At 62.8% G+C, this 23681-nt stretch carries 26 protein-coding genes; 18 read left to right on the top strand and 8 right to left on the bottom strand.

Annotation, left to right across the window (positions count from 1 at the left end):
• Positions 1-35 precede the first annotated feature (35 nt).
• The 4 genes from OIU19_RS19230 to OIU19_RS19215 form a co-directional block, all read right to left on the bottom strand.
• Positions 36-794: a collagen-like protein gene (locus OIU19_RS19230; protein ID WP_264236355.1), complete on the bottom strand. Its 759-nt coding sequence runs from the start codon at positions 792-794 to the stop codon at positions 36-38.
• Complete coding sequence (locus OIU19_RS19225; protein WP_264236354.1) at positions 787-1062, bottom strand: DUF1145 domain-containing protein; 276 nt, start codon at positions 1060-1062, stop codon at positions 787-789. The genes OIU19_RS19230 and OIU19_RS19225 overlap by 8 nt, the downstream gene beginning before the upstream one ends.
• A gap of 96 nt (positions 1063-1158) precedes the next feature.
• On the bottom strand, positions 1159-1881 hold the full coding sequence (locus OIU19_RS19220) for an OmpA family protein (protein WP_264236353.1): 723 nt from the start codon (positions 1879-1881) through the stop codon (positions 1159-1161).
• Positions 1882-1969: 88 nt separating this feature from the next.
• Complete coding sequence (locus OIU19_RS19215) at positions 1970-2662, bottom strand: OmpA family protein (RefSeq protein WP_264236352.1); 693 nt, start codon at positions 2660-2662, stop codon at positions 1970-1972.
• A gap of 148 nt (positions 2663-2810) precedes the next feature.
• Between OIU19_RS19215 and OIU19_RS19210 the strand changes: the two genes are divergently transcribed.
• The 10 genes from OIU19_RS19210 to pdeM all read left to right on the top strand — a co-directional run bounded on the left by OIU19_RS19210 (position 2811) and on the right by pdeM (position 14399).
• Positions 2811-3305: a DUF6231 family protein gene (locus OIU19_RS19210; protein ID WP_264236350.1), complete on the top strand. Its 495-nt coding sequence runs from the start codon at positions 2811-2813 to the stop codon at positions 3303-3305.
• 4 nt (positions 3306-3309) lie between these two features.
• Positions 3310-3786 (top strand): YchJ family protein, encoded by a 477-nt coding sequence (locus OIU19_RS19205; RefSeq protein WP_264236349.1) that lies wholly within the window; start codon positions 3310-3312, stop codon positions 3784-3786.
• 2 nt (positions 3787-3788) lie between these two features.
• A complete protein-coding gene (locus OIU19_RS19200) occupies positions 3789-4262 on the top strand; it encodes an LEA type 2 family protein (RefSeq protein ID WP_186556229.1) in 474 nt (157 codons plus the stop codon).
• 6 nt (positions 4263-4268) lie between these two features.
• Positions 4269-4472: an SEC-C metal-binding domain-containing protein gene (locus OIU19_RS19195; protein ID WP_033694179.1), complete on the top strand. Its 204-nt coding sequence runs from the start codon at positions 4269-4271 to the stop codon at positions 4470-4472.
• A gap of 179 nt (positions 4473-4651) precedes the next feature.
• A complete protein-coding gene (locus OIU19_RS19190) occupies positions 4652-7090 on the top strand; it encodes a penicillin acylase family protein (RefSeq protein ID WP_264236348.1) in 2439 nt (812 codons plus the stop codon).
• 188 nt (positions 7091-7278) lie between these two features.
• Complete coding sequence (locus OIU19_RS19185) at positions 7279-8295, top strand: ligase-associated DNA damage response exonuclease (RefSeq protein WP_264236346.1); 1017 nt, start codon at positions 7279-7281, stop codon at positions 8293-8295.
• A complete protein-coding gene (locus tag OIU19_RS19180) occupies positions 8292-9950 on the top strand; it encodes an ATP-dependent DNA ligase (RefSeq protein ID WP_264236345.1) in 1659 nt (552 codons plus the stop codon). The genes OIU19_RS19185 and OIU19_RS19180 overlap by 4 nt, the downstream gene beginning before the upstream one ends.
• A gap of 97 nt (positions 9951-10047) precedes the next feature.
• A complete protein-coding gene (locus OIU19_RS19175) occupies positions 10048-11163 on the top strand; it encodes a succinylglutamate desuccinylase/aspartoacylase family protein (protein WP_264236344.1) in 1116 nt (371 codons plus the stop codon).
• 64 nt (positions 11164-11227) lie between these two features.
• The gene (locus tag OIU19_RS19170) at positions 11228-13678 is read left to right on the top strand and encodes a ligase-associated DNA damage response DEXH box helicase (RefSeq protein ID WP_264236343.1); all 2451 of its coding nucleotides are present in this window, start codon (positions 11228-11230) and stop codon (positions 13676-13678) included.
• 61 nt (positions 13679-13739) lie between these two features.
• Positions 13740-14399, top strand: a complete 660-nt coding sequence (gene pdeM / locus OIU19_RS19165; RefSeq protein WP_264236341.1) for a ligase-associated DNA damage response endonuclease PdeM — start codon at positions 13740-13742, stop codon at positions 14397-14399.
• On the opposite strand, the gene OIU19_RS19160 is transcribed toward pdeM, so the two are convergent.
• Together OIU19_RS19160 and dcd are read right to left on the bottom strand one after the other, a co-directional pair.
• Positions 14400-14624 carry a hypothetical protein gene (locus OIU19_RS19160; protein WP_186556222.1) on the bottom strand — a complete coding sequence of 75 codons (225 nt, stop codon included), beginning with the start codon at positions 14622-14624 and terminating at the stop codon, positions 14400-14402. It lies immediately after the preceding gene.
• 97 nt (positions 14625-14721) lie between these two features.
• Positions 14722-15288 (bottom strand): dCTP deaminase, encoded by a 567-nt coding sequence (dcd, locus tag OIU19_RS19155; RefSeq protein WP_186556221.1) that lies wholly within the window; start codon positions 15286-15288, stop codon positions 14722-14724.
• Positions 15289-15615: 327 nt separating this feature from the next.
• Between dcd and OIU19_RS19150 the strand changes: the two genes are divergently transcribed.
• The gene (locus OIU19_RS19150) at positions 15616-15825 is read left to right on the top strand and encodes a cold-shock protein (RefSeq protein ID WP_043197576.1); all 210 of its coding nucleotides are present in this window, start codon (positions 15616-15618) and stop codon (positions 15823-15825) included.
• Positions 15826-15970: 145 nt separating this feature from the next.
• Here the strand turns inward: OIU19_RS19150 and apbC are convergent, their stop codons facing one another.
• The gene (gene apbC, locus OIU19_RS19145) at positions 15971-17065 is read right to left on the bottom strand and encodes an iron-sulfur cluster carrier protein ApbC (RefSeq protein ID WP_264236338.1); all 1095 of its coding nucleotides are present in this window, start codon (positions 17063-17065) and stop codon (positions 15971-15973) included.
• Between the two features lie 155 nt (positions 17066-17220).
• Here apbC and metG point away from each other — a divergent pair, with 155 nt between their 5' ends.
• From metG to OIU19_RS19110, 7 genes are all read left to right on the top strand, one after another.
• Complete coding sequence (gene metG / locus OIU19_RS19140; protein WP_264236337.1) at positions 17221-19263, top strand: methionine--tRNA ligase; 2043 nt, start codon at positions 17221-17223, stop codon at positions 19261-19263.
• A 91-nt stretch (positions 19264-19354) separates the two neighbouring features.
• Complete coding sequence (locus OIU19_RS19135) at positions 19355-19903, top strand: Rnf-Nqr domain containing protein (RefSeq protein WP_264236336.1); 549 nt, start codon at positions 19355-19357, stop codon at positions 19901-19903.
• Entirely contained in the window at positions 19900-20871 is a 972-nt protein-coding gene (locus tag OIU19_RS19130) for an RnfABCDGE type electron transport complex subunit D (RefSeq protein WP_264236335.1), read from the top strand. The genes OIU19_RS19135 and OIU19_RS19130 overlap by 4 nt, the downstream gene beginning before the upstream one ends.
• Positions 20868-21470 (top strand): RnfABCDGE type electron transport complex subunit G, encoded by a 603-nt coding sequence (locus OIU19_RS19125; RefSeq protein ID WP_264236334.1) that lies wholly within the window; start codon positions 20868-20870, stop codon positions 21468-21470. The genes OIU19_RS19130 and OIU19_RS19125 overlap by 4 nt, the downstream gene beginning before the upstream one ends.
• Positions 21463-21987 (top strand): Rnf-Nqr domain containing protein, encoded by a 525-nt coding sequence (locus tag OIU19_RS19120; RefSeq protein ID WP_264236333.1) that lies wholly within the window; start codon positions 21463-21465, stop codon positions 21985-21987. Before OIU19_RS19125 ends, OIU19_RS19120 begins: the two co-directional genes overlap by 8 nt.
• A gap of 4 nt (positions 21988-21991) precedes the next feature.
• Positions 21992-22630 carry an endonuclease III gene (gene nth / locus OIU19_RS19115; RefSeq protein ID WP_186556214.1) on the top strand — a complete coding sequence of 213 codons (639 nt, stop codon included), beginning with the start codon at positions 21992-21994 and terminating at the stop codon, positions 22628-22630.
• Positions 22631-22734: 104 nt separating this feature from the next.
• Positions 22735-22914: a PA3496 family putative envelope integrity protein gene (locus OIU19_RS19110; protein ID WP_186556213.1), complete on the top strand. Its 180-nt coding sequence runs from the start codon at positions 22735-22737 to the stop codon at positions 22912-22914.
• A 110-nt stretch (positions 22915-23024) separates the two neighbouring features.
• On the opposite strand, the gene OIU19_RS19105 is transcribed toward OIU19_RS19110, so the two are convergent.
• Positions 23025-23651, bottom strand: coding sequence for a response regulator transcription factor (locus tag OIU19_RS19105; RefSeq protein ID WP_186556212.1), 627 nt, complete (start codon positions 23649-23651; stop codon positions 23025-23027).
• Positions 23652-23681 lie beyond the last annotated feature (30 nt).

Here is a 23681-nt window from a genome sequence, read left to right as displayed (position 1 = left end):
GGGCTTGCCCCGCGATGAGGCCCATGCCAATTAAATTACAGCCGCTGCAAAATCAACTCTCCCGCAGCACCCGCCAACCCAGGTTGCCCCGGCTCACCCGCACGCCCATTGGCCCCAGCATCGGTGCGATACACCAGACAGCCTTTGCTAGAGCCTCCTGCCCCAGCCTTGCCGGCAGCACCCGGCTTACCCGGCGCACCACCCTCCAGGCGAACCTGCACACGCTCCTGCGGATAGCCCTCAGGCAAGGCAAGACGGATCCGCCCACCGGCCGCGCCGTCATGGCCATTGCCGCCATTGTCGCCATTAGCCCCACGGCTAGCCTGCCCCCAGGTGCAACCACCGGCCTTGCCATTGGCGCCATCGAGGCCGACATACCCAGGCGCCCCAGCCCCACCGCGAGCATCGATCGCCAGCCGATCCGCCTCCAGCGCATGCAGTTGCACATCCAGATTGCGCCCCGGTCGAGCAGCCCGCTCATAGCTGCCCGGCGCGCCTGGCGCACTGATCTCACTGCCTTCGGCAAAACGGGCACTGCCCGCTTCGATACTCAAGGCAGTTTCAGCCGGCGCCACGGCAATTCGCGCATCACGGCCAAGCTCCAGTTGATCGACTTTCAGCGAGGTCAGCGACGCCGGTAGCAACAACGTCGCAGAATCCGCAACGCGTAGGTGCTCAAGGTGCACGCTGCTGGCTTTATTGGCCAAACGCAGCACCGAATGGGCGGCGACTTCCAGGCTTTCGGCGTGAGCCAGCGGGCTGGTCAATGCAACCAGCAACATCAATTTACGCACGGCGCGGCGCCTCCTGCGGCTTGGGAATGGACATTACATGGAAAATCCCCGTCAGCAGGATCTGCAGACGGTCGAACCAGCGGTGGCTGCGTTGGCGCAGGCTGGCGTTGAAGAACAGCACTTCGAGCACATGCAGGCTCAGCAGCAAGATACCCGCAGCATTGATCAGTAGATTGAACGGCAGCGGCTGGGGCATCAGCCAGTTCACCAGCACCACCCACCAGAACACCACGGTCAGGGCCTTGCCCAGGCCCAGGATGAACTTCATACCTCGCCCCCTGAGTTGTTGTTATGACGAAGCGGCCCGTTCGAGCGGGCCGATTCGGCAACAGTAACCGCATGGCAGAAAGCGCGCCAGAGGGGTTCAGTTCAGGTGCAGTTCCACCCGTCGGTTGAGCGCGCGGCCTTCCTCGGTGTCGTTGTCGGCCACCGCTTCGCTCTTGCCGCGGCCTTGGCTGGTCACCTTGCTGGCCGCCACTCCCTGGCTGATCAGGTATTCGGCGACACTGCTGGCACGGCGTTCGGACAAGGTCTGGTTATAGCTGTCGGAGCCTACTGCGTCGGTATGGCCTATGACCTTGATGCTCGTCACGCTGGGGTCATTGAGCTTGGGCAGCACATCATGCACTCGTTGCTGGGCGGCAGGCGTGAGGGTGGCCGAGTTGAACGCGAACAGCACCTGGCCTTGGTCGTCCAGGGTGATCACCTGGGAAGTGGCTACAGGCTCTTGCGGCGTTCCGCTGGCAGGTGGATAGCCCACGAACGGACAGCCCATATGATCGACCTGGGTGCCAGCCGGCGTATCCGGGCAGCGGTCGCGGCGGTCGAAGACGCCGTCGCCATCCTCGTCGCCATCCTGGGCATAGCAGATCAGACCGCCCGCGATCGCCCCGGCCGCGCCAAGCCCGGCCGCCCAACTGGAACTCTCGATAGCGCCCAGGCCACCGCCGGCCAGCCCGCCAAGCAGGCTGCACAGAGGCCACGTCCTTTGATTGAGGGGCGCACTGCCGTCACTGTGGGTTGCGCAGCCTGTGAGCAGACTTGACGCCAACAGCAACGGCAAAGCCGCCTTCGACATAACACTCATGGTGAATGCTCCTGTGTCACCGGCCGCTACCGGTCTGACAGGAGTAAAGACGCGCCCGCGCCACTTCTCAAGGCGCGGGCACGTGCCATCAACGCTGGATCTTGATTTCCGTACGCCGGTTCATGGCCCGCCCATCAGCGGTAGCGTTGTCGGCCACTGGCTGGGTTTCGCCAGCGCCAACCACCGAGACGAAGCTGCTGCGCGGCACTCCACTTTCAACCAGGTAATCGGTGACCGAATGGGCCCGACGCTCAGACAGTTTCTGGTTGTAGCTGTCGGAGCCGACGCTATCGGTGTGCCCGGTAACGCTCAAGCGAGCGCTGGCCGCCTCTTGCTTCAATCGTGTCGCGATGGTGTTCAAGCGCTCCTTGTCGGCGGCGGTCAGGCGCGCGGAGTCGAACTCGAAGTGAACATCGCGAATGACAATGACCTCTTCCTTCTCGACCACCACCTCCTCGACCACGGCAACCGGCTCAGGCGGGCAGCCATTGGCGTCGACCTGCACCCCACGTGGGGTACCGGGGCACTTGTCGCGGCTGTCCGGCACGCCATCACCATCTTCGTCACCATCGCCGTGGGCCCAGCAGTAACCTGCCGCCAGGCCACCGCCCAGTAGCGCGCCCCAACCCGCCCAGCTGGAACTCTCGATGGCGCCAAGCGCTGCGCCGCCCACACCCCCGACGGCAGCACACTTCGGCCAGTCGGTTTTTTGCAAACCTGCACAACCAGTCAACACACTGGTGAGCAGTACCAGGGGTATCGCTGTGCGTACTATGCTCATTTTGTTGCGTCTCCTAGGGGGAATCGGCAGATGGCCGATCCCTGGGAGTAAAGACCGCACATTTCCTCTCTGCCAGCGATAAGCCACGATGCGCTTTGCCCGCGCGCCGGGGACGGCTAGTCTTGAACACCCCCAACGAGGATTGGCAATGACCGACGGTTTTTCCCAACGCACCCCGCAGCAGGCACTGGCAGCCTTGCTGGAACGCTTCACGCCGCAGCGACTATTGCTGGTGGGCACGCGCTTTCCCGCCTTGGACGCGTTCGCCCAGGCCCACCCCGAGGTCACGATAGAAGTGGCCGAACCTGGCGCATTGCCGGCTCCAGTAGCGGCGCAACGTTACGATCTGGCCGTGCTGGTCGATTGCCTGGAGCACCTGTCCAAGCGCAACGGCCTGCAACTGCTCGGCGGCATCCGCAACCTCAATGCCAGCCGGGTCGCGGTATTGGCCGACCTGGCCGCCTGCGGCTGGCACGACACCGATTTTTTCTCCCTGGCAATGTCGGCGAGCGAGAAATTCCGCCGTGACCAACAGGTATTGAGCCTGTTCACCTATGATCTACATGACTACAAGCAAGTCCCGGACTGGCTCAACGCCAGGTTCTGGGCCAACCCTGAAAATTTTGGCAAGTATTGGTGGTGATTTGATGAGTGTCTCGGTCTGCCCCTGTGGCAGCGGCAACCTGCTCGACGCCTGCTGCGGGCATTATCATTCCGGTACCCCGGCCCCCGACGCGCAGGCGTTGATGCGTTCGCGCTACAGCGCCTATGTACTGGGCCTGATCGACTACCTGGTGGCGACCACCCTGCCTGCCCAGCAAGCGGGCCTGGATCGCGACGCCATCGCGGCGTGGAGCGCGCAAAGTACCTGGCTGGGCCTGGAAGTGGAGAGCGCCGAGGTGCTCGGCGGCCAACCCGAGCATGCCTTCGTCACCTTCACCGCGCGCTGGCACGATGCACAAGGCGAGCATGCCCATCGCGAACGCTCGGCCTTCGTCCAACGGGATGGGCGCTGGTACTTCATCGACCCGACCGTAGGCCTGAAGGCCACGCGCAACGACCCCTGCCCCTGCGCCAGCGGGCAGAAATTCAAGAAATGCTGTTCCAGTTACGTCGGTAGCTGAGCATGAGCGCCCTGGCCCGCCTGCTGCTGCTCAGCCTGGTGCTGCTGGTAGCCGGTTGTGCCAGCTGGGGGGGCGACGACTGGCGCGAACCTGAGGTGCATCTGGTCAAGGTCGAGACCGTCAAGGCGCGTTTGCACCAGCAGGAGTTCGTGCTGCACCTGCGGGTCGACAACCCTAACGACAGTCGCCTGTTCATTCGCAACCTGGGGTATTCGCTGCGGCTCAATCAGCTGACCCTGGTGGAGGATGAAACCAGCGTCTGGCGCAGTGTCGGCGGGCACGCCCGGCGGACCTTCAAGATCACCGCGCGAACCAACCTCTGGCAGCACCTCAAGCCCCTGGCCAAGCTACTCAAGAGCCGCCAGCCGCTGCGCTATCAACTGCAGGCTGAGCTCAATACCGGGCTGATCATCTGGCGAAGCCTGCACTTGTCGCGCAGTGGTGAGATAATGCCCGGCGATTTCAACCCGGAGTGACCCGCAATGACTCAACAACCCCATGTCCATGGCCCTGACTGCAACCACGATCATGATCACCACCACGATCACGACCATGGCCATGTGCACGGCCCGCACTGCAACCACGGCCACCAGGAGCCGGTGCGCAACGCCCTGAAGGACGTTGGCCGCAACGACCCATGCCCGTGCGGTAGCGAAAAAAAATTCAAGAAGTGCCACGGCGCCTGATCCACACCCGGTACTAGCCTCTTCGCGGGTTTACCCGCGAACGAGCGCAGCTCGATCTCCCGCCCGGCGACCACTGGGCAGCCCCACGAAAATAAAGCTTTGCAGCACCTTGCATGGCGCCCCCTCGCTCACTACCTTAGCGCCTTTCGAACCCCGCCACGCCTTGCAGGAGCCTTGTCATGGCCGCGCCCGCCTTTCCTCCCATCCGTCCCCGCTTCGCCGCCATGGCGCTGCTCAGCCTGTTCGGTCTCGCCGGCTGCCAGATGGGCGGCTATCAGGACAGCGTGCCACCGACCACTGGCGTGCAGCCACTCAAGGGCCTGGCGCAGAACGTTTCGGTACGCCGCAACGCCATGGGCGCGCCGCTGATCGAGAGCAGCAACTTCCACGATGCGCTGTTCAGCCTGGGCTACGTGCATGCCGGTGATCGCATCGAGCAGATGATCAGCATGCGCTTGCTGGCCCAGGGCCGTTTGGCCGAACTCGCAGGCCCCGAGGCGCTGGATATCGACCGCTTGATGCGCGCCGCCAATCTCAAGCAGAACGCAGCCCAGCTGTACGCCGATGCGTCGCCGCGGCTCAAGCGCTTCTTCGAGGTCTATGCGCGCGGGGTCAACGCCTACCTGTTCCGCTACCGCGACAAACTACCGGCCGAGCTCGCCCGCAGTGGCTATCGCCCGGAATACTGGAAGCCCGAGGATTCGGCCCTTGTATTCAGCTTGTATGCCTTTAGCCAATCGGTGAATGTCCAGGAAGAGCTGGCAGCCCTGACCCTTGCGCAAAAAGTCGGCAGCGACAAGCTGGCCTGGCTGCTGCCGGGGGCACCGGACGAACCGCTGGCCGAAGCTGAAGTCGACAAGCTTAAGGGCCTTAATCTGGCTAGCCAACTGCCAGGCCTGGCAGCCTTGGCCAGTGCCAGCCAGAAGCTGGCCGACCTCGGCCTGCTTGGCAGCCCAGGCTCGGCCAACCTTGCCCTGGGCCCGCAGCGCAGCCGCAGTGGCAAGAGCCTGTTGGCCAGTGATAGCCGCGCCGCCTGGGCGCTGAGCCCGGTCCAGATCCATACCGGCAAGTACCAGGTCGCCGGCCTGTCGCTGCCGGGCTTGCCGATTCTGCTCGGCGGCTACAACGGCAAGCTGGCCTGGAGCAGCAGTGCGGTCATGGCCGACAACCAGGACCTGTACCTGGAACAGGTCCGCCGCCAGGGCACGCAACTGACCTACCTGGCCGACGGCAAGTGGCTGCAAGCCCGCGCCCGTAGCGAAACCTTCTTCGCCCGCGGCCAGCGCCCGCTGCGCGAAGTCATGTACGACACCCGCCACGGCACCCTGCTCGGCCAACCGGGCACTAACGGCCTGGGCCTGGCCCTGAGCCTGCCGCAGCTCAAGGGTGATCGCAGCCTCGATGCGCTGTTTGACCTGACCCGTGCGGCCAACGTTGAGCGCGCCTTCGACAGCACCCGCGAGGTCGGTGCAGCCGCCCTGAACTTTGTCTTCGCCGAGCCCCAGCACATTGGCTGGCAGGTCAGCGGCCGCTACCCCAATCGCCGTGAAGGCCAGGGCCTGCTGCCCTCGCCAGGCTGGGACGGGCGGTATGACTGGGACGGCTATGCCGACCCGATGCTGCACCCCTACGATCAGGACCCGCCAGCAGGCTGGATCGGCCACGCCAACCAGCGCAGCCTGCCCAAGGGCTATGGCATGCAGCTGTCCAACACCTGGTACTACCCGGAGCGCGCCGAGCGCCTGGCGCAGTTGGCAGGTAACGGCCGTCATGACAGCCGCAGCCTGATGGCGCTGCAGAATGACCAGGTCACCTTGCTTGCGGACAAACTCAAGCAGATGTTCGACGCTCCAGGCATGGCCCAACCGCTCAAGCAGGCCATCGATGCCCTGCCCGGAGCACAACGCGACAAGGCCCGCGACGCCCTGGCCCGGCTCAAGGCCTTCGATGGCCGCCTGAGCCCGGTGTCGGCGGATGCCGCGCTGTACGCGCTGTTCTTGCAGGAAGTGGCCCGGCAAGCCTTCCTCGACGAGCTTGGCCCTGAGTCCAGCCCCGCCTGGCAGGCATTCGTCAGCAACGCCCAGTTGTCCTATTCGGCCCAGGCCGACCATCTGCTGGGCCGTGAAGACAGCCCGTTCTGGGATGACCGCAGCACTTCAGGCAAAGAAGACAAACCCACCATCCTCGCTCGCAGCCTGGCCGGCGCAGTGGATGCCGGCACTGCGCAACTGGGCGCTGACCGTCGCGCCTGGCAATGGGGCAAGTTGCACCAGTACCGCTGGCCAGCGGCCAACTACCATGGCCTGGGCGATGCCATCAGCCGGGCGCCAATCGCCGCCGGTGGTGATTTCAGCACCTTGGCGATGACCCCGTATGGCTGGGGGCGCAACTTCGACACGCAACTGCCGGCCTCGGCGCGGATGATCGTCGACTTCGGCCAGGCAGAGCCCTTGCAGCTGCTGACCAGCAGTGGCCAGTCCGGTAATCCGGCCAGCCGGCATTACGCTGATGGCCTGGATGCCTGGTTCAAGGGGCGGTTCATGAGCCTGCCCATCCAGCCGCAGAACTTTGCTCGGGCCTATGGCAGCCAGCGCCTGACCTTGGTGCCGGGCAAGTAAGCAGACAACGAAATGGGCGTAATGCTGTTCACTTAAGGCCCTTGTCGCCTGCTTTGGGGCCGCTTTGCGCCCCTTCGCGGCGGTTCGGCGCGAAGGGGCGCAAAGCGGCCCCAAAATCTGCCAACCCAAGCGAACTTCCCCTGTCAGCCCACGCTCCTACTTGGTAACCCCTAGCCAGCGCGCCTGCCATGGATCTTGTGATCGCCCGCCCCGAAGGCCTGTACTGCCCGCCCGGTGATTTCTACATCGACCCGTGGCGCCCGGTCGAGCGCGCGGTGATCACCCATGGCCATGGCGACCACGCGCGCACCGGCAATGCGCGCTACCTGACTGCCGAACCCGGCGCGGGGGTTCTGCGCAGCCGCCTGGGCGCGGACATCAACCTGCAGACCCTGGCCTACGGCGAGCGCCTCGATCACCACGGCGTTACCTTGAGCTTGCATCCTGCTGGGCACGTGCTCGGCTCGGCCCAGGTGCGCCTGGAATACCAGGGCGAGGTGTGGGTGGCCTCCGGCGACTACAAGGTCGAGCCCGACGCCACCTGCGCGCCCTTCGAGGCGGTGCGTTGCCACACCTTCATTACCGAATCGACCTTCGGCCTGCCGATCTACCGCTGGCCGCCACAGGCGGTGATATTCGAGCAGATCAACAGCTGGTGGCGGGCCAATCGCGATCAGGGCAAGGCCAGCGTGCTGTTCTGCTACGCCTTCGGCAAAGCGCAACGCATCCTGCATGGGCTGGATGCGAGCATAGGGCCGATTCTTGTGCATGGCGCAGTCGAGCCGCTGAACCGGGTCTACCGCGAAGCCGGGGTGGCCCTGCCCGAAACCCACTATGCCGGTGACTTTATCCGTAGCGATCCGCTGCTGCGTCAGGCCATCGTACTGGCGCCACCGTCTGCTGGCGGCAGCAGCTGGATGAAACGGTTTGGCGACTACAGCGACGCCTTCGCCAGCGGCTGGATGCTCCTGCGCGGCACCCGTCGGCGGCGCGGGGTGGATCGTGGTTTCGTCTTGTCTGACCACGCCGACTGGCCTGGATTACTCTGGGCCATCGAGCAAACCGGGGCCGAGCGGGTGATGGTGACCCATGGCTCGGTCAACGTGCTAGTGCGCTACCTGAGTGAACGCGGGCTGGATGCCCGCGGGTTCGTCACCGAATACGGCGACGAAGACGACGCCAGCACCGAGCAGGCTTCGCCATGAAGGCCTTCGCCGAGCTCTACCTGCGCCTGGACGCGACCACTTCCAGCAATGCCAAGCTGCAGGCCCTGCGCGACTACTTCAGCCAGGCCCCGGCCAAGGATGCGGCGTGGGCGGTGTATTTTCTCGCCGGCGGCCGCCCCCGGCAGTTGGTGCCGACGCGGCTGTTGCGTGAACTTGCCATCGAGCTGTCGCGCCTGCCGGACTGGCTGTTCGAAGAAAGCTACCAAGCAGTGGGAGACTTGGCCGAGACCATTTCCCTGCTGCTGCCGGACAACCCCCACGGCAGCGAGCAAGGTCTGGCCGAATGGGTCGAGCAGCATTTGCTGCCGCTGCGTGGCCAGCCCCCGGAGGCGGTGCGCGAACGCCTGCCACAGCTGTGGGCACAGCTCGACCGGCAAAGCCTGATGCTGTGCCTGAAGCTGATCACCGGCAGCTTTCGGGTTGGCGTCTCCAAGCTGCTGGTCACCCGCGCCCTGGCTCAGCTCGCCGAGCTCGATGCCAAGCGCGTAGCGCAGCGGATGGTCGGCTATACCGACCTGAGCCATAAACCGAGCGCCGACAGTTACCTGAAGCTGATCGCTGCCGAGTCTGCCGATGAGCACAGCCAGCGTGGCGGGCAGCCCTACCCGTTCTTTCTCGCCCACGCGTTGCAGGCACCTACCGAGCAGTTCGCTGGGCTGCTCGGCCCGCCCAGCGACTGGCAAGTGGAGTGGAAATGGGATGGCATCCGCGCCCAGGTGGTCAAGCGTGATGGCCAGTTGTGGATCTGGTCGCGGGGCGAGGAATTGGTGACCGAGCGCTTCCCCGAACTGCACAGCCTCGCCTCGACCTTGCCCGATGGCTGCGTGCTCGACGGCGAGATCCTGGTCTGGAAACCTGGCGCAACGGCCGCAGAAGTGGCAGTGCAACCATTCGCTTTGTTGCAGCAGCGCCTCGGCCGCAAGACCCTGGGCAAGAAACTGTTGGCCGATGCGCCGGTGGTACTGCAAGCGTACGACCTGCTCGAATGGCAGGACCAGGACTGGCGCAACCGGCCCCAGCACGAGCGTCGCGCGCAGCTGGAACGGCTGGTGGAGCAATACCCACTGGCACCTGTCCTGCTCTCGCCCTTGTTGCAAGGGGATGACTGGGCCGATCTCGCCCGCCAGCGTGAGCAGTCACGCAGCCTAGGAGTGGAAGGCTTGATGCTCAAGCAGCGCGAGGCGCTCTACGGGGTCGGGCGAACCAAGGACATGGGCGTGTGGTGGAAGTGGAAGATCGATCCATTCAGCGTCGATGCGGTACTGATCTATGCCCAACGCGGCCATGGCCGGCGCGCCAGCCTGTACAGCGACTACACCTTTGCCGTCTGGGATGCGCCTGCTGGCACTGCCCAGCGCAGCTTGGTGCCCTTCGCCAAGGCCTACTCGGGGCTTAGTGACGAAGAGATGCGCAAGGTTGACGCGATCATTCGCAAGACGACGGTGGAAACCTTCGGGCCGGTGCGCAGCGTAACCCCTACCCTGGTGTTCGAACTGGGCTTCGAGGGCATCGCCCTGTCCAAGCGGCACAAGAGCGGAATTGCCGTGCGCTTTCCGCGAATGCTGCGCTGGCGATTGGACAAGCCGGTGGATGAGGCGGATGACCTGGGCACCCTGCAAGCATTGCTGGCCTGATTGACAGCGCAAAGCCACTGACAACATGCGCAATCGCCAAGTTTATGCTTCTATCTTCAATCGCAGACCGTTCAACCCAACGCATACCAGGACCACCATGCACCACTCGACCCACGACCTGCTGTCGCCCGTTCCGGGCATCACCCGCCAGTTGCACAGTTTCCACTTCGGCCCACGCGGGGGCGGCAAGGTCTACATCCAGGCCTCGCTGCACGCCGACGAGCTGCCCGGCATGCTGGTGGCCTGGCACTTGAAGCAGCGTCTGCTGGAGCTTGAGCAGCAAGGCCGACTGCGCCAGGCGATTGCCTTGGTGCCAGTGGCCAATCCGGTGGGTCTGGAGCAGGTGCTGCTCGACGCCCCACTGGGGCGCTTCGAGCTACAGAGCGGGGAGAACTTCAACCGCAATTTCGTTGATCTGTCAGACAGCATCGGTGACCAGATCGAAGGCCATTTGACCGATGACCCGGCGCATAACCTGGCCTTGATCCGCGAGTACCTGCGCCGCGGCCTGGACGCTCACCCGGCGCGCACGCCGCTGCAGTCGCAGCGCCTGTGCCTGCAACGGCTAGCCTGCGATGCCGACATGGTGCTCGACTTGCACTGCGATTTCGAAGCGGTTGAGCATCTCTACACCACCCCAGAGGCCTGGCCCAAGGTCGAGCCGCTGGCACGCTACCTCGGCGCCCAGGCCAGCCTGCTGGCCACCGACTCTGGCGGCCAGTCGTTCGATGAATGCTTCAGCCTGGTCTGGTGGCAGTTGCAGCAACGTTTCGGCAAACGCTTCCCGATCCCGCAGGGCAGCTTCTCGGTGACTGTCGAGCTGCGCGGCCAGGCCGATGTCAGCCACGAACTGGCGAGCAAGGACAGCCAGGCGATCATCGACTTCCTCACCCATGCCGGCGTCATCGATGGCCAGCCCGCGCCGCTGCCTGCACTACCCTACCCAGCCTCGCCGCTGGCTGCGGTTGAGCTGGTCACCGCGCCGCTGGGCGGCCTGCTGGTGTTCCACGCCAAACCTGGCCAGTACTTGGAAGCCGGGCAACTGATCGCCGAGGTGATTGATCCACTCAGCGATCGCGTGACCGCGCTACGCAACAGCCAGGCCGGGCTGTTGTACGCACGTAGCGTGCGGCGCATGGCTACCAGCGGAATGGTCATCGCTCATGTCGCCGGCGAAGAGATCTGCCGTAGCGGCTACCTGCTGGGTAATTGATCGAGTAAAACCAATCGCCGCGGCCAACGGTCTGTAGAAGCACAGCCTTCGACGGATCCGCCGCATGAGCGCCTCGACCGACCTTGCCAACGCCTGGTTTACCGCCCGCGGCTGGAAACCGTTCGCTTTCCAGCGCCAGGTATGGGCGGCGGTCGAGCGAGGTGAGTCAGGCCTGGTGCATGCCAGCACTGGCGCTGGCAAGACCTATGCGGTGTGGCTGGCGGCACTGCGCGCCTTTGCCCAAGCAGGCACTGCACGCCAACCAGCGCCGCTACAGGTCCTGTGGGTCACCCCTATGCGCGCCCTGGCAGCAGACACCGCGCGCGCCTTACAGACGCCATTGGACGACCTGGAGCTGAACTGGAGCGTGGGCGTGCGCAGTGGCGATACCAGCGCTTCGGAGCGAGCGCGCCAAGCTCGACGCTTGCCCAGCACCCTGATCACCACACCCGAAAGCCTCACCCTGTTGCTGACCCGCGAACATGCGGTTGAAGACTTTTCTGCACTGCGCATGGTAGTCGTCGACGAATGGCACGAACTGCTCGGCAACAAGCGTGGCGTGCAGTTGCAACTGGCCTTGGCGCGCTTGCGCCGCTGGCGGCCGGAGCTGGTGGTCTGGGGGCTGTCGGCCACCCTCGGCAACCTGGAGCACGCCCGCGAAGTCTTGCTGCCTGGCGCCGGCGTACTGATAAAGGGCAGGCAAGACAAGCGTTTTGAGGTCGACACCCTGCTGCCGGAGGCCATCGAACGCTTCCCCTGGGCGGGCCATATGGGCCTGAAGATGCTCGCTCAGGTCAGCGCGCAAATTGAAGCCAGCGCCAGTTGCCTGGTGTTCACCAATACCCGCGCGCAAGCCGAACTCTGGTATCAGGCCCTGCTCGAGCAGCGCCCCGACTGGGCTGGACTGATTGCCCTGCACCACGCCTCGCTGGCACGACAGACCCGCGACTGGGTCGAGCGCAGTCTCAAGCAGGGCACGCTCAAGGCGGTCATCTGCACCTCAAGCCTCGATCTGGGCGTGGACTTTCTACCGGTAGAGCGTGTGCTGCAGATTGGCTCGGCCAAGGGCATAGCCCGGCTACTGCAGCGCGCGGGGCGTTCCGGGCATGCGCCGGGGCGGGCCTCGCGGATTACCCTGGTGCCTACCCACAGCCTGGAACTGGTGGAAGCCGCAGCAGCCCGTCACGCCCTGGCAGCCGGCCAGATCGAGGCTCGTCAGTCGCCGCGCTTAAGCATGGATGTGCTGGTCCAGCATGTGGTCAGCATGGCGTTGGGCAGTGGCTTTCGACCGGAGCAATTGCTCCAGGAAGTGCGCAGCACCTGGGCGTTTCGCGATTTGCGCGATAGCCAGTGGCAATGGGCGCTGGACTTTGTCCGCCACGGTGGCGACTCACTCAGCGCTTACCCTGACTACCAGCGCGTAGTCGCCCACCCGGATGGTGTCTGGCGAGTGGCCAGCGAGCGCTTGGCCCGCCGCCACCGGATGGGCATCGGCACCATCGTCAGTGAGGCCAGTATCAACCTCAAGTACTGGAGCAAGGGTGGCGGTGGCAAAAGCCTGGGCAGTGTCGAAGAGGCCTTCATCGCCCGCTTGCGCCCCGGCGATACCCTGGTGTTCGCTGGCCGCGTGCTGGAGCTGGTGCGGGTCGAGAACATGACCGCCTACGTGCGTCGCAGCACCTCGCGCAAGGCCGCGGTAGCGCGCTGGAATGGCGGGCGCATGCCGCTTTCCAGCGAACTGGCCGATGCCCTGGTCGCCCAGCTGGACGCCGCCGCCCACGGCCACTTCAACGGCCCGGAGATGCGCGCCGTGCGTCCCTTGCTGACCTTGCAACACACGTGGTCAGCGCTGCCCACCGAGCAGACGCTGTTGGCCGAGACGCTCACCTCGCGCCAGGGCTCTCACCTGTTCCTCTACCCCTTCGCTGGACGCATGGCCAACCTGGGCCTGGCCAATCTGCTGGCCTGGCGAGTCAGCCGGGAGCAGCCACTGTCGGTGTCGATCGCCGTTAGCGACTATGGCTTCGAGCTGCTCAGCCCGAGCGCTGTCGATTGGGCCAGCTACCTACCTCCGGCGCTGTCCACCGATAACCTGCTGGAGGACGTGTTGGCCAGTCTGAACGCCGGCGAAATGGCCCTGCGGCGCTTTCGCGAAATCGCCCAGATCGCCGGCTTGGTGTTTGGCGGCTATCCGGCGGCGCAAAAAAGTACCCGGCAGATTCAGGCATCCAGCGGCCTGTTCTATGAAGTGTTTCGCAAGCATGACGCGGGTAATCTGCTGCTGGGCCAGGCGCGCGATGAAGTGTTGCGCGAGGAGTTGGAGATCGAACGGCTGCATCGGCAACTGCTGAAGATGAGCAGGCTGCGCCTGGATTTACGCGCTCTGCGCCGGCCCGGGCCGCTGGCGTTTGCGCTGTTGGTCGAAGGCATGCGCGAGACGTTGAGCACCGAGAAACTGGCCGATCGCATTGCGCGGATGGTAGCTGACCTGGAAAAAGTGGCAGATAGAGGCTGAGGGGCGCCAGACCGACGAGCTACCAAGTGTTGGACATCGTCAACGATCCTGAAGGAGTGTCATGGGCCAGCACCTGGTAATCGAACACTGTGGCGAAACCCTCTGGCTGCTACCGGACAAGGCCCTGTATTGGCCTGCCCGACGCGCCTTGCTGGTGGCCGACGTGCACATCGGAAAAGCCGCAAGCTTTCGCGCGCTGCATCAACCGGTGCCTCGCGGCACCACCGACGCCACGCTTGCCCGACTGGATGCGTTGCTCGATGCCTACGATTGCGAGCAGCTGATCGTGCTGGGCGACTTTCTCCATGCGCGCCCGGCGCGCGCACCCACAATCGTCGCCAAGCTCACGGCTTGGCGCCAGCGCCATCGCCAGCTGCAAATGGTATTGGTGCGCGGCAATCACGACCGCCACGCTGGGGATCCGCCAGCAGAGCTGGACATCGCGATCAAGGATGAACCCTGGCTTCTGCCGCCCTTCGCCTTGCAGCACGAACCGACTGCGAACCCAACCCACCCCGTGCTGGCGGGGCACATTCATCCGGTCTTCATACTGCGCGGCAGAGCCCGACAGCGCTTGCGCCTGCCGTGTTTTCTGATCGATGACAATGTCAGCCTATTGCCCGCCTTCGGTGAATTCACCGGCGGCTGGACGGTCGAGCCACACGCCGCCACCCGCGTGTTCGTCGCGGGGGCTGAGCAGGTCTGGGCGCTGCAGCGCTGATCAGGCTACAGGGGCAGGAGGCGGCTCATCGGGCAAGGTTGGCTCGCCCGGTTCCATCGGTGGATGCTCACCAGGTTCGGGCGGCTGCGGGGTGTCGGGATCAGGCTGGTGCGGCACGCCACCGGCTTGCAGCGGCGGATGGGCCAGCAGTGACCATGCAAGCAACCCGATCTGGTTGGGCTGCAGGACGGCCAGCTTCGCACTGATTGCGGGATTGAGTTTCATAGACAGCTCCTGACGAGAGCCAGCGCACGTCATGCGCGCTGGAACTGTTCACTCGTTGGAGTGCCAGGCGGGGCAGGAATTCCCCGCGCTCGTCGGCTCAGGTGCGCGGCAGGGTGACGCCACGCTGGCCCTGGTACTTGCCACCGCGGTCCTTGTAGGACACTTCACACTCTTCGTCGGACTCCAGGAACAGCATCTGCGCCACGCCTTCATTGGCGTAGATCTTCGCCGGCAGCGTGGTGGTGTTGGAGAACTCGAGGGTCACATGGCCTTCCCACTCGGGCTCGAGCGGGGTGACGTTGACGATGATGCCGCAGCGGGCATAGGTGCTCTTGCCCAGGCAGATGGTCAGCACATTGCGTGGAATGCGGAAGTACTCGACGGTGCGGGCCAAGGCAAAGGAGTTGGGCGGGATGATGCAGACGTCGCTCTTGACGTCGACAAAGCTGCCGGCATCGAAGTTCTTCGGATCGACGGTGGCCGAATTGATGTTGGTGAAGACCTTGAATTCGTCAGCGCAGCGTACGTCGTAGCCATAGCTGGAGACGCCGAAGGAGATCACCCGGCTATCTGCTTCGCCGCGCATCTGGCGCTCGACGAACGGTTCGATCATGCCGTGTTCCTGCGCCATGCGGCGAATCCACTTATCCGATTTGATGCTCATGGCGGGGGGTGTCCTGAGAGTGCGAGGTAAAAAACAAGATGCGCATCTTACCGGTCCCGGCGTCTGGGTTAAAGTTCCATGCCGTATCCCGCGCCGGACGGGGCTTGCGGCCGCCGTCGATCCGAATTTCATCAAACCGGCTTTTGACCATTGGCAGGTCGCGGAAAGTGGGTTAAGGTGACGCCACTGTGCTGCACGTGACACCGAGAATCTCTAGTTTGATGCACGATTTCCATCGGCCCATCGCTGAATTTTCCTACTCTTTGCACTCAGTCCGGCCAGGGCGTTTCCTGTGCCGAAATTTACTTTGTCCAAGGAGACAGACACATGTCCAACCGTCAATCCGGTACCGTCAAGTGGTTCAACGATGAGAAAGGCTACGGCTTCATCACCCCTCAGTCGGGTGACGACCTGTTCGTGCACTTCAAAGCCATCCAAGCTGACGGCTTCAAGACCCTGAAAGAAGGCCAAGCTGTTACTTTCGTCGCTACCCGCGGCCAGAAAGGCATGCAGGCTGAAGAAGTTCAACTGGCCTAATCCAGTTTAGCTTCAAGAAAAACCCGCCTTTTGGCGGGTTTTTTTGTGCCTGCAAAAACATCCAGCTGCTGGGCAGTAGCAGCGGGCTGGCCTACGACAGCGTCAGCACGTGCGACGCTATCGCGGGGCAAGCCCGCTCCCACGGTCAGTCTTCGCTGATGGTGATATTGGGCATTGCCGGTGCTGCGGCTTCCTGCTGCACGATCCGCGCACCGACGTGCCGCGCCAGCTCTTGATAGACCATGGCGATCTGGCTTTCAGGCTCAGCGATCGCAGTAGGCTTGCCGCTATCGGCCTGCTCACGGATCAGCATCGACAGCGGCAGCGAGGCCAGCACTTCGACCCCGTACTGGGCGGCCAGCTTGGCGCCACCGCCTTCACCGAACAGATGCTCGGCATGCCCGCAGTTCGAGCAGATATGCACGGCCATGTTCTCGACCACACCCAACACCGGAATGTTGACCTTGCGGAACATTTCCACACCCTTCTTGGCATCGAGCAGCGCCAGGTCTTGCGGGGTGGTGACGATCACCGAACCTGCCACCGGCACTTTCTGCGCCAGGGTCAGCTGGATGTCGCCGGTGCCGGGTGGCATGTCGATCACCAGGTAATCAAGATCATCCCAGGCGGTCTGGGTCACCAGCTGCAGCAGCGCTCCGGACACCATCGGACCACGCCAGACCATCGGTGTGTTGTCGTCGGTCAGAAACGCCATGGACATCACTTCGACGCCGTGGGCGTTGAGCGGCACGAACCACTTCTGGTCACGGATCTGCGGACGGGTACCTTCGGCGATACCGAACATCACCCCTTGGCTCGGGCCATAGATGTCGGCGTCCAGAATACCTACCCGGGCACCTTCGCGGGCCAGGGCCAAGGCAAGGTTGGCGGCAGTGGTCGATTTACCCACCCCCCCCTTGCCCGATGCCACGGCGATGATGTTCTTGACGTTGGCCATGCCCGGGACTTGCGCCTGGGCCTTGTGCGCAGCGATCACGCAGTCGATGGCCACGTGCGCAGCCTCCACCCCGTCAAGATTGCCAATGGCCGTTTCCAATACCTGGGCCCAGCCGTTCTTGAACAGGCCTGCGGCATAACCCAGCTGCAGCTGGACCTTGACCTGCCCGCCCTGGATATCGATGGCGCGCACGCAACCGGCACTGACCGGGTCTTGGTTCAGGTATGGGTCGGTGTACTGGCGGAGCACGCCTTCGACGGCGGCACGTGTGACGGTACTCATGGAGACTCCCATTGGCAAACTGAATATGGAACAGACGCTTATGCTAACCCGTCAATCGTCTAGAGATGCGTGCTTGGGGTGAAATATATTCGCCAGCCCTTTATAGTGGCCGATCATCCATTTTTTTCCGTAGCCAGATAAGTAGCCGAGCCACCATGTCCGAGCCACGTCAGATTCTCGTCACCAGCGCCCTGCCCTATGCCAATGGTTCAATCCACCTTGGCCATATGCTGGAGTACATCCAGACGGACATGTGGGTTCGCTTCCAGAAGCTACGTGGCAACCAGTGCATCTATGTCTGTGCTGACGATGCCCATGGCTCGGCGATCATGCTCCGTGCCGAAAAAGAAGGCATCACCCCAGAGCAGCTGATTGCCAACGTCCAGGCCGAGCACAGCGGCGACTTCGCCGAGTTTCTGGTCGACTTCGACAACTTCCACTCGACCCACAGCGAAGAAAACCGCGAGCTGTCGAGCCTGATCTACACCCGTCTGCGCGAAGCCGGCCACATCGCCAATCGCTCGGTCACCCAGTATTTCGACCCTGAGAAGGGTATGTTCCTGGCCGACCGCTTCATCAAGGGCACCTGCCCTAAATGTGCGGCCGAAGACCAGTACGGCGACAACTGCGAAAAGTGCGGCGCCACCTACGCGCCCACCGAGCTGAAGAACCCCAAGTCGGCCATCTCTGGTGCCACTCCGGTCCTTAAAGACTCCCAGCACTTCTTCTTCAAGCTGCCAGACTTCCAGGCCATGCTGCAGCAATGGACCCGGAGCGGCACCTTGCAGGATGCGGTCGCCAACAAACTCGCCGAATGGTTGGACTCGGGCCTGCAAGAGTGGGACATCTCCCGCGATGCCCCCTACTTCGGCTTCGAGATCCCTGGCGAGCCTGGCAAGTACTTCTATGTCTGGCTGGACGCACCGATCGGCTACATGGCCAGCTTCAAGAACCTCTGCGCACGCCGTCCGGAACTGGACTTCGATGCGTTCTGGAAAGAAGACTCCCGCGCCGAGCTGTACCACTTCATCGGCAAGGACATCGTCAACTTCCACGCCTTGTTCTGGCCAGCCATGCTTGAAGGCGCAGGCTTCCGCAAGCCTACCGCGATCAACGTGCATGGTTACCTGACCGTCAACGGCGCGAAGATGTCCAAGTCGCGCGGCACCTTCATCAAGGCGCGCACCTATCTCGATCACCTGGCCCCGGAATACCTGCGCTACTACTACGCATCCAAACTGGGCCGTGGCGTCGATGACCTGGACCTGAACCTGGAAGACTTCGTGCAGAAGGTCAACTCTGACCTGGTCGGCAAAGTGGTGAACATCGCCAGCCGCTGCGCAGGCTTCATCCACAAGGGCAACCAAGGTGTACTGGTAGCGGGCGACGCCGCGCCGGAGCTGAGCGAGGCGTTCCTCGCCGCGGCGCCGTCGATCGCCGAAGCCTATGAAGCGCGCGATTTTGCCCGCGCCATGCGCGAGATCATGGGCCTGGCCGACCGCGCCAACGCCTGGATCGCCGACAAGGCGCCATGGTCGCTGGCCAAGCAAGAAGGTAAACAGGACGAAGTGCAGGCGATCTGCGCCCAGGGCGTCAACCTGTTCCGTCAGTTGGTGATCTTCCTCAAGCCAGTACTGCCGGTATTGGCAGCCGATGCCGAGGCGTTCCTGAATGTCGCACCACTGACCTGGAACGATCACCTGTCGCGCCTGGAAAACCATCAGTTGAACGCCTTCAAACCACTGATGAGCCGGATCGAGCCAGCCAAGGTCGAAGCCATGGTCGCTGCCAGCAAGGAAGACCTGCTCGCCTCGCAGACTTCCAGCGCACCTGCCGGGAACGGCGAGCTGAGCAAAGAGCCACTGTCGGCAGAAATCGAGTTCGATACCTTCGCCGCCGTCGACCTGCGCGTAGCGTTGATCGTCAAGGCCGAGGCTGTACCAGGCGCTGACAAGCTGCTGCAACTGACCCTGGACATCGGTGACGAGCGCCGTAACGTATTCTCCGGCATCAAGTCGGCCTACCCTGACCCATCCAAGCTGGAAGGCCGCCTGACCATGATGGTCGCCAACCTCAAGCCGCGTAAAATGCGCTTTGGCATGTCCGAAGGGATGGTCATGGCTGCCGGCCCTGGCGGTGAAGAGATCTACCTGCTCAGCCCAGACAGCGGCGCCAAGCCGGGTCAACGCATCAAGTAAGTCTCCAGCCCCGGCCTTTGCGCCGGGGCTTTTTCATACCCCGCCGCAGTGCCAGATATACTCAGTGCAGCCCACGGCTTTCGGCATTCTCATGAGCGACTACGTCCTGGTTCTGGTCAGCGCTGCGCTGGTCAATCACCTGTTCTTGCACAAGGGTGCAGACTCGCAGCTGCAAGTGCATGCGTTCGGCTTCTCCAGCGCGGTGCTGATACTACTTGGGTTGCTCGGTGCGAAGCTGCTCGAGAGCCTCATTTTCACACCCTTGCAGATACAGCACCTGCAACTGTTGGCGCTGCTGCCGCTGCTGGCGAGTATTGCCTGGGGCTGGCCAACCCTGCTTGCCCGCCTAAGGCCAGCATGGCCCATCGCACAGATGCGCCCGGCATTGCTTTTGAATGTAACGGCCCTTGGCTTGGCCTTGCAGCTTAGCGCCGAGCACAGTGACTGGGTGACAACCCTCGTCTGGGGACTGCTCGGTGGGCTGGGATTTTGGCTGGCCCTGGCCTTGTTCGACGACCTGCGCCAGCGCTGCCAGCATGAAGACGTGCCCGTCACGCTGCGCGGCCTGCCCATCGAGCTGTTGGCCGCCGGAATCATGGCCATGGCGTTTTCTGGCCTCAATGGATTGTTCACCACATGACCCCGGCGCCTGACCCACGACTGCGCACGGCCATGGGCCAGGTGTTGCTCGCCTGCGTGCCGGGCCTGTTGGCACTGCTCTGGCTACAGGGCTGGGGCGTACTGTTCAATCTGATCTTGTGCGCCTGCGCTGCCAGCGCCAGCGAAGCCTTGCTACTCAAGCTGCGCGGGCAACAGCTGTTGCCTTCGCTAGTCGATGGCAGCGCCTTGGTCACGGCAGTGCTACTGGCAGCGGCCTTACCGCCCTATGCGCCGTGGTGGCTTCCAGTGCTTGGCGCAAGTGTCGCCATCGGCATTGGCAAGCAAGCCTTTGGCGGAGTTGGACGCAACCTGTTCAATCCGGCAATGGTCGGTTACGCCTTCGTGCTCTTGAGCTTCCCGCTGCAGATGAACCATTGGCCGGGACCGATACCGGGATTACCAGAAAGCCTGCAACTGGTGTTTGGCAACGCCAGCATCGATGCCTGGGCCCAGCCCACCGTACTCGATGGCCTGCGCCACAACCGCAGCTTGACCATCGAAGAGCTGTTCGCCAGGCATCCGGGATTTGGCAGCATTGGCGGCCGCCCTGGCGAATGGGTCAACCTGGCATTTCTGCTCGGTGGGCTTTTTTTGCTGCAGCGCAAGGTCTTCAGCTGGCACGCGCCAGTGGGCCTACTGGGTGGGCTGTTGGTGTTCAGCCTGCTGGGCTGGAACGGTTCGGGCTCCGACTCCCATGGCTCACCACTGTTGCACCTGTTCAGCGGCTCGACCATGCTGGCCGCCTTCTTTATCGCCACCGAGCCCGTGTCCGGCCCCAAGCCCGCGCTGGCGCGGCTAATGTTCGGCCTTGGCACCGGGGTGTTGATCTATCTGATCAGGACTTGGGGCAACTACCCTGACGGCAGCGCCTTCGCCATTTTACTGATGAACCTTGCAGCGCCGTCCCTTGAGCGTCTGGCGATGCGCCGGCAGCAGGCGACTTCATGAACAGCGTGGCACGTCAGGCCTTGGTGCTGACACTGGTCGGCAGTTTGTCGCTGGCGGTGACGGTGACCTGGTGGCAGCTCACAGAGAAGCCCATCGAGCAAGCACAGCGCGAGTTGCAGAGCCGTCAGTGGCTGGCGGTATTGCCGTCTGACAGCTACGACAACGATCCTTTGCAGGCCCCACTGCACCTGGAAAATATCCAGCTTGCCCACAGCCAGCTACTTGCGGGCTTTCGCGCCACCCTGTCGGCAAAACCGATAGCAGTGGTGTTGCGCAGCCGTACGCAAGGCTATGCCGGGCCGATAGAGCTGGCCATTGCCGTTGCGGCAAATGGGCGGCTGCTTGGCATTGAGGTATTGCACCAGCAGGAAAGCCCTGGATTGGGTGATCGCCTGGTCGACCCTGCTCTGCGCTGGCTGGATCAATTTATCGGCCGCACGCACTCGGATGCCTGGGCGATCAAACGTGATCAGGGGGATTTCGATCAGCTGGCAGGGGCTACGGTTACCTCTCGCGCGGTGATTGATGCCTTGCAAGATGCCTTGCGCTACTTCGACGAACACCGCGCCGCCCTGATCGAAGGCAATCCTGATGAATAGATTGTGGTTTTTCAGCGTCAGTCTGGTGCCCTTGCTGGGCGCGACCCGCACACTGTTCCAGGCGGCGGCAATCTGCGGCTGTGCGGTTCTGCTGATGGTCTCGCATCAAGCCTTGTTGACGCCCTTGCGCCGGCAGCTGGGCGGCTATCTCTACCTGCTGGCGAGCGTCCTGCTGATCGCAGCACTGACCAGCTGCCTACATATGAGCCTGCATGCCTGGGCACTACCGCCGGCCTTGGCGCTCGGTCACTACCCGCTATTGCTCAGCGTGCAATGCCTGGCAGCCGATCATCTATTACCCCAGCAAGCACGATGGCGCTCATTGGCCCTGCATCTAGCTGGCTTCGTCACAGCCGGCCTGTTGCTCGGTGCGCTGCGCCAGTGGCTGACGAGCAGCACTGATCTGTACCTGGCCAATCTGGCTCCAGGTGCATTGATACTGCTCGGCCTGCTGCTTGCCTTGTACAATCGCCTGCGTCCGGGGCCTGCCCCTTCACGTCGTCAAGGAATTCGTTGACCCCATGAATGCTGCCAAACGCCTGGAGATTTTTCGCAGGCTGCACGAAGACAATCCTGATCCGAAGACTGAACTGGCCTACACCACGCCCTTCGAGCTGCTCATCGCAGTGATCCTGTCTGCCCAAGCCACTGATGTCGGTGTCAACAAGGCCACTGCACGCCTGTATCCAGTTGCCAATACACCTGAGGCGATCTATGCGCTGGGGGTCGAAGGCTTGAGCGAGTACATCCGCACCATCGGCCTGTTCAACAGCAAAGCCAAAAACGTTATCGAGACCTGTCGTTTGTTGATTGAGCTGCATGGCAGCGAGGTGCCGCAAACCCGTGAAGCGCTCGAAGCACTCCCCGGAGTTGGCCGCAAGACCGCCAATGTGGTGCTCAATACCGCTTTTCGCCAACCGGCGATGGCTGTCGACACGCATATCTTTCGGGTCAGCAATCGAACGGGTATCGCACCGGGCAAGACCGTGTTGGAAGTGGAAAAGAAACTGATGAAATTCGTTCCCAAAGATTACCTGCTCGATGCTCATCACTGGCTGATCCTGCACGGCCGCTATGTCTGCCAGGCGCGCAAGCCGCGCTGTGGTAGCTGTCGGATCGAGGACCTGTGCGAGTACAAGCACAAGACCTCCGATGATTGAGCCAATAGGTGAAAACACCGTTGTACGATTGAAAAAATCTTTTTTACCGCGATCGAGTTTCTCGTTATAAGGACGCCCAATGGCCCTTTGGCTTGGAGTAACTCATGAGCACCGATAAAGACGAGCTGTCGATCGACGATGATTTCACCGCTTCCGCTGATGACGAAGCAGAGCCTCAAGTGGAAACCGCAAAGACCAACCTGAGTAAACGCCGCACCATTGATAACATGCTCGAGGAGCGCCGCCTGCAGCGCCAGCTGTCCGACTACGACTACGACTTGTAACGCATCGAATCTTACTCTGCGCAAGCCTGTAGCTGGGGCTGCGTGCAGCCCAATCGCAGACTGCGATCGGGCCGCGCAGCGGCCCCTTGGCTTGGGCTCTAGTTGCTTAGTCAGGCCAGGCCATGACGCTGTGCCAGTTCTATCAGATCGACCAACGAGCGAGCGTTGAGCTTGAGCAGCAAACGTGTTTTGTAGGTACTGACGGTCTTGTTACTCAGAAACATGCTATCGGCAATGTCCTTGTTGCTTTTACCCCGCGCCAATTGCTGCAGCACCATCATTTCCCTGGCCGATAGACGCTCGACCATTTCCACCTCACTACCGTTATTCAGACTTCCACGGGTCTTGTGCAACGCCTGATTGGGAAAGTAGCTGTAGCCGGACAATACCGCCTTTATGGCACTGAGCAGTTCAGTCAGCTCTTGTTGTTTACACACATATCCGGCGGCGCCAGCCTGCATGCAACGCATCGAAAAATGCCCAGGTGCCTGCGAGGTGAGTACCAGCACTTTACTGCCAGGACTGGCCAAGGTCATCCGCGCAATCACCTCGAGCCCATCCAGTTTGGGGATGCCGATATCCAGCACGACGATGTCGGGTAGATGCTCCCGTGTCAATTGCAGGGCATCCACACCATTATCAGTTTCCGCCACCACCTCATAGCCATGCCGTTCCATCAGCATGCGCACGGCCAGGCGGATAACAGGATGATCATCCACGATAAGCACTTTATTCATGCGATATCCATTGATTCGTTATTTTTTGCA

The organism is Pseudomonas sp. BT-42-2 (assembly GCF_025847435.2).
Lineage (GTDB): Bacteria > Pseudomonadota > Gammaproteobacteria > Pseudomonadales > Pseudomonadaceae > Aquipseudomonas > Aquipseudomonas urmiensis.
The sequence above is the reverse complement of the archived record's forward strand: the minus strand, read 5'-3'. Positions and strand labels throughout refer to the sequence as shown.

Bases quoted from the DNA above. Each gene is read 5' to 3' on its own strand.
- OIU19_RS19205 (WP_264236349.1), top strand. From the start codon at position 3,310: ATGAGTGTCTCGGTCTGCCCCTGTGGCAGCGGCAACCTGCTCGACGCC.
- pdeM (WP_264236341.1), top strand. From the start codon at position 13,740: ATGGGCCAGCACCTGGTAATCGAACACTGTGGCGAAACCCTCTGGCTG.
- OIU19_RS19150 (WP_043197576.1), top strand. From the start codon at position 15,616: ATGTCCAACCGTCAATCCGGTACCGTCAAGTGGTTCAACGATGAGAAA.
- OIU19_RS19180 (WP_264236345.1), top strand. From the start codon at position 8,292: ATGAAGGCCTTCGCCGAGCTCTACCTGCGCCTGGACGCGACCACTTCC.
- OIU19_RS19120 (WP_264236333.1), top strand. From the start codon at position 21,463: ATGAATAGATTGTGGTTTTTCAGCGTCAGTCTGGTGCCCTTGCTGGGC.
- OIU19_RS19215 (WP_264236352.1), bottom strand. From the start codon at position 2,662: ATGAGCATAGTACGCACAGCGATACCCCTGGTACTGCTCACCAGTGTG.
- OIU19_RS19110 (WP_186556213.1), top strand. From the start codon at position 22,735: ATGAGCACCGATAAAGACGAGCTGTCGATCGACGATGATTTCACCGCT.
- OIU19_RS19210 (WP_264236350.1), top strand. From the start codon at position 2,811: ATGACCGACGGTTTTTCCCAACGCACCCCGCAGCAGGCACTGGCAGCC.
- OIU19_RS19185 (WP_264236346.1), top strand. From the start codon at position 7,279: ATGGATCTTGTGATCGCCCGCCCCGAAGGCCTGTACTGCCCGCCCGGT.
- OIU19_RS19190 (WP_264236348.1), top strand. From the start codon at position 4,652: ATGGCCGCGCCCGCCTTTCCTCCCATCCGTCCCCGCTTCGCCGCCATG.
- OIU19_RS19130 (WP_264236335.1), top strand. From the start codon at position 19,900: ATGACCCCGGCGCCTGACCCACGACTGCGCACGGCCATGGGCCAGGTG.
- nth (WP_186556214.1), top strand. From the start codon at position 21,992: ATGAATGCTGCCAAACGCCTGGAGATTTTTCGCAGGCTGCACGAAGAC.
- OIU19_RS19105 (WP_186556212.1), bottom strand. From the start codon at position 23,651: ATGAATAAAGTGCTTATCGTGGATGATCATCCTGTTATCCGCCTGGCC.
- OIU19_RS19175 (WP_264236344.1), top strand. From the start codon at position 10,048: ATGCACCACTCGACCCACGACCTGCTGTCGCCCGTTCCGGGCATCACC.
- OIU19_RS19220 (WP_264236353.1), bottom strand. From the start codon at position 1,881: ATGAGTGTTATGTCGAAGGCGGCTTTGCCGTTGCTGTTGGCGTCAAGT.
- OIU19_RS19195 (WP_033694179.1), top strand. From the start codon at position 4,269: ATGACTCAACAACCCCATGTCCATGGCCCTGACTGCAACCACGATCAT.
- OIU19_RS19200 (WP_186556229.1), top strand. From the start codon at position 3,789: ATGAGCGCCCTGGCCCGCCTGCTGCTGCTCAGCCTGGTGCTGCTGGTA.
- metG (WP_264236337.1), top strand. From the start codon at position 17,221: ATGTCCGAGCCACGTCAGATTCTCGTCACCAGCGCCCTGCCCTATGCC.
- OIU19_RS19125 (WP_264236334.1), top strand. From the start codon at position 20,868: ATGAACAGCGTGGCACGTCAGGCCTTGGTGCTGACACTGGTCGGCAGT.
- OIU19_RS19135 (WP_264236336.1), top strand. From the start codon at position 19,355: ATGAGCGACTACGTCCTGGTTCTGGTCAGCGCTGCGCTGGTCAATCAC.
- OIU19_RS19160 (WP_186556222.1), bottom strand. From the start codon at position 14,624: ATGAAACTCAATCCCGCAATCAGTGCGAAGCTGGCCGTCCTGCAGCCC.
- apbC (WP_264236338.1), bottom strand. From the start codon at position 17,065: ATGAGTACCGTCACACGTGCCGCCGTCGAAGGCGTGCTCCGCCAGTAC.
- OIU19_RS19170 (WP_264236343.1), top strand. From the start codon at position 11,228: ATGAGCGCCTCGACCGACCTTGCCAACGCCTGGTTTACCGCCCGCGGC.
- dcd (WP_186556221.1), bottom strand. From the start codon at position 15,288: ATGAGCATCAAATCGGATAAGTGGATTCGCCGCATGGCGCAGGAACAC.
- OIU19_RS19225 (WP_264236354.1), bottom strand. From the start codon at position 1,062: ATGAAGTTCATCCTGGGCCTGGGCAAGGCCCTGACCGTGGTGTTCTGG.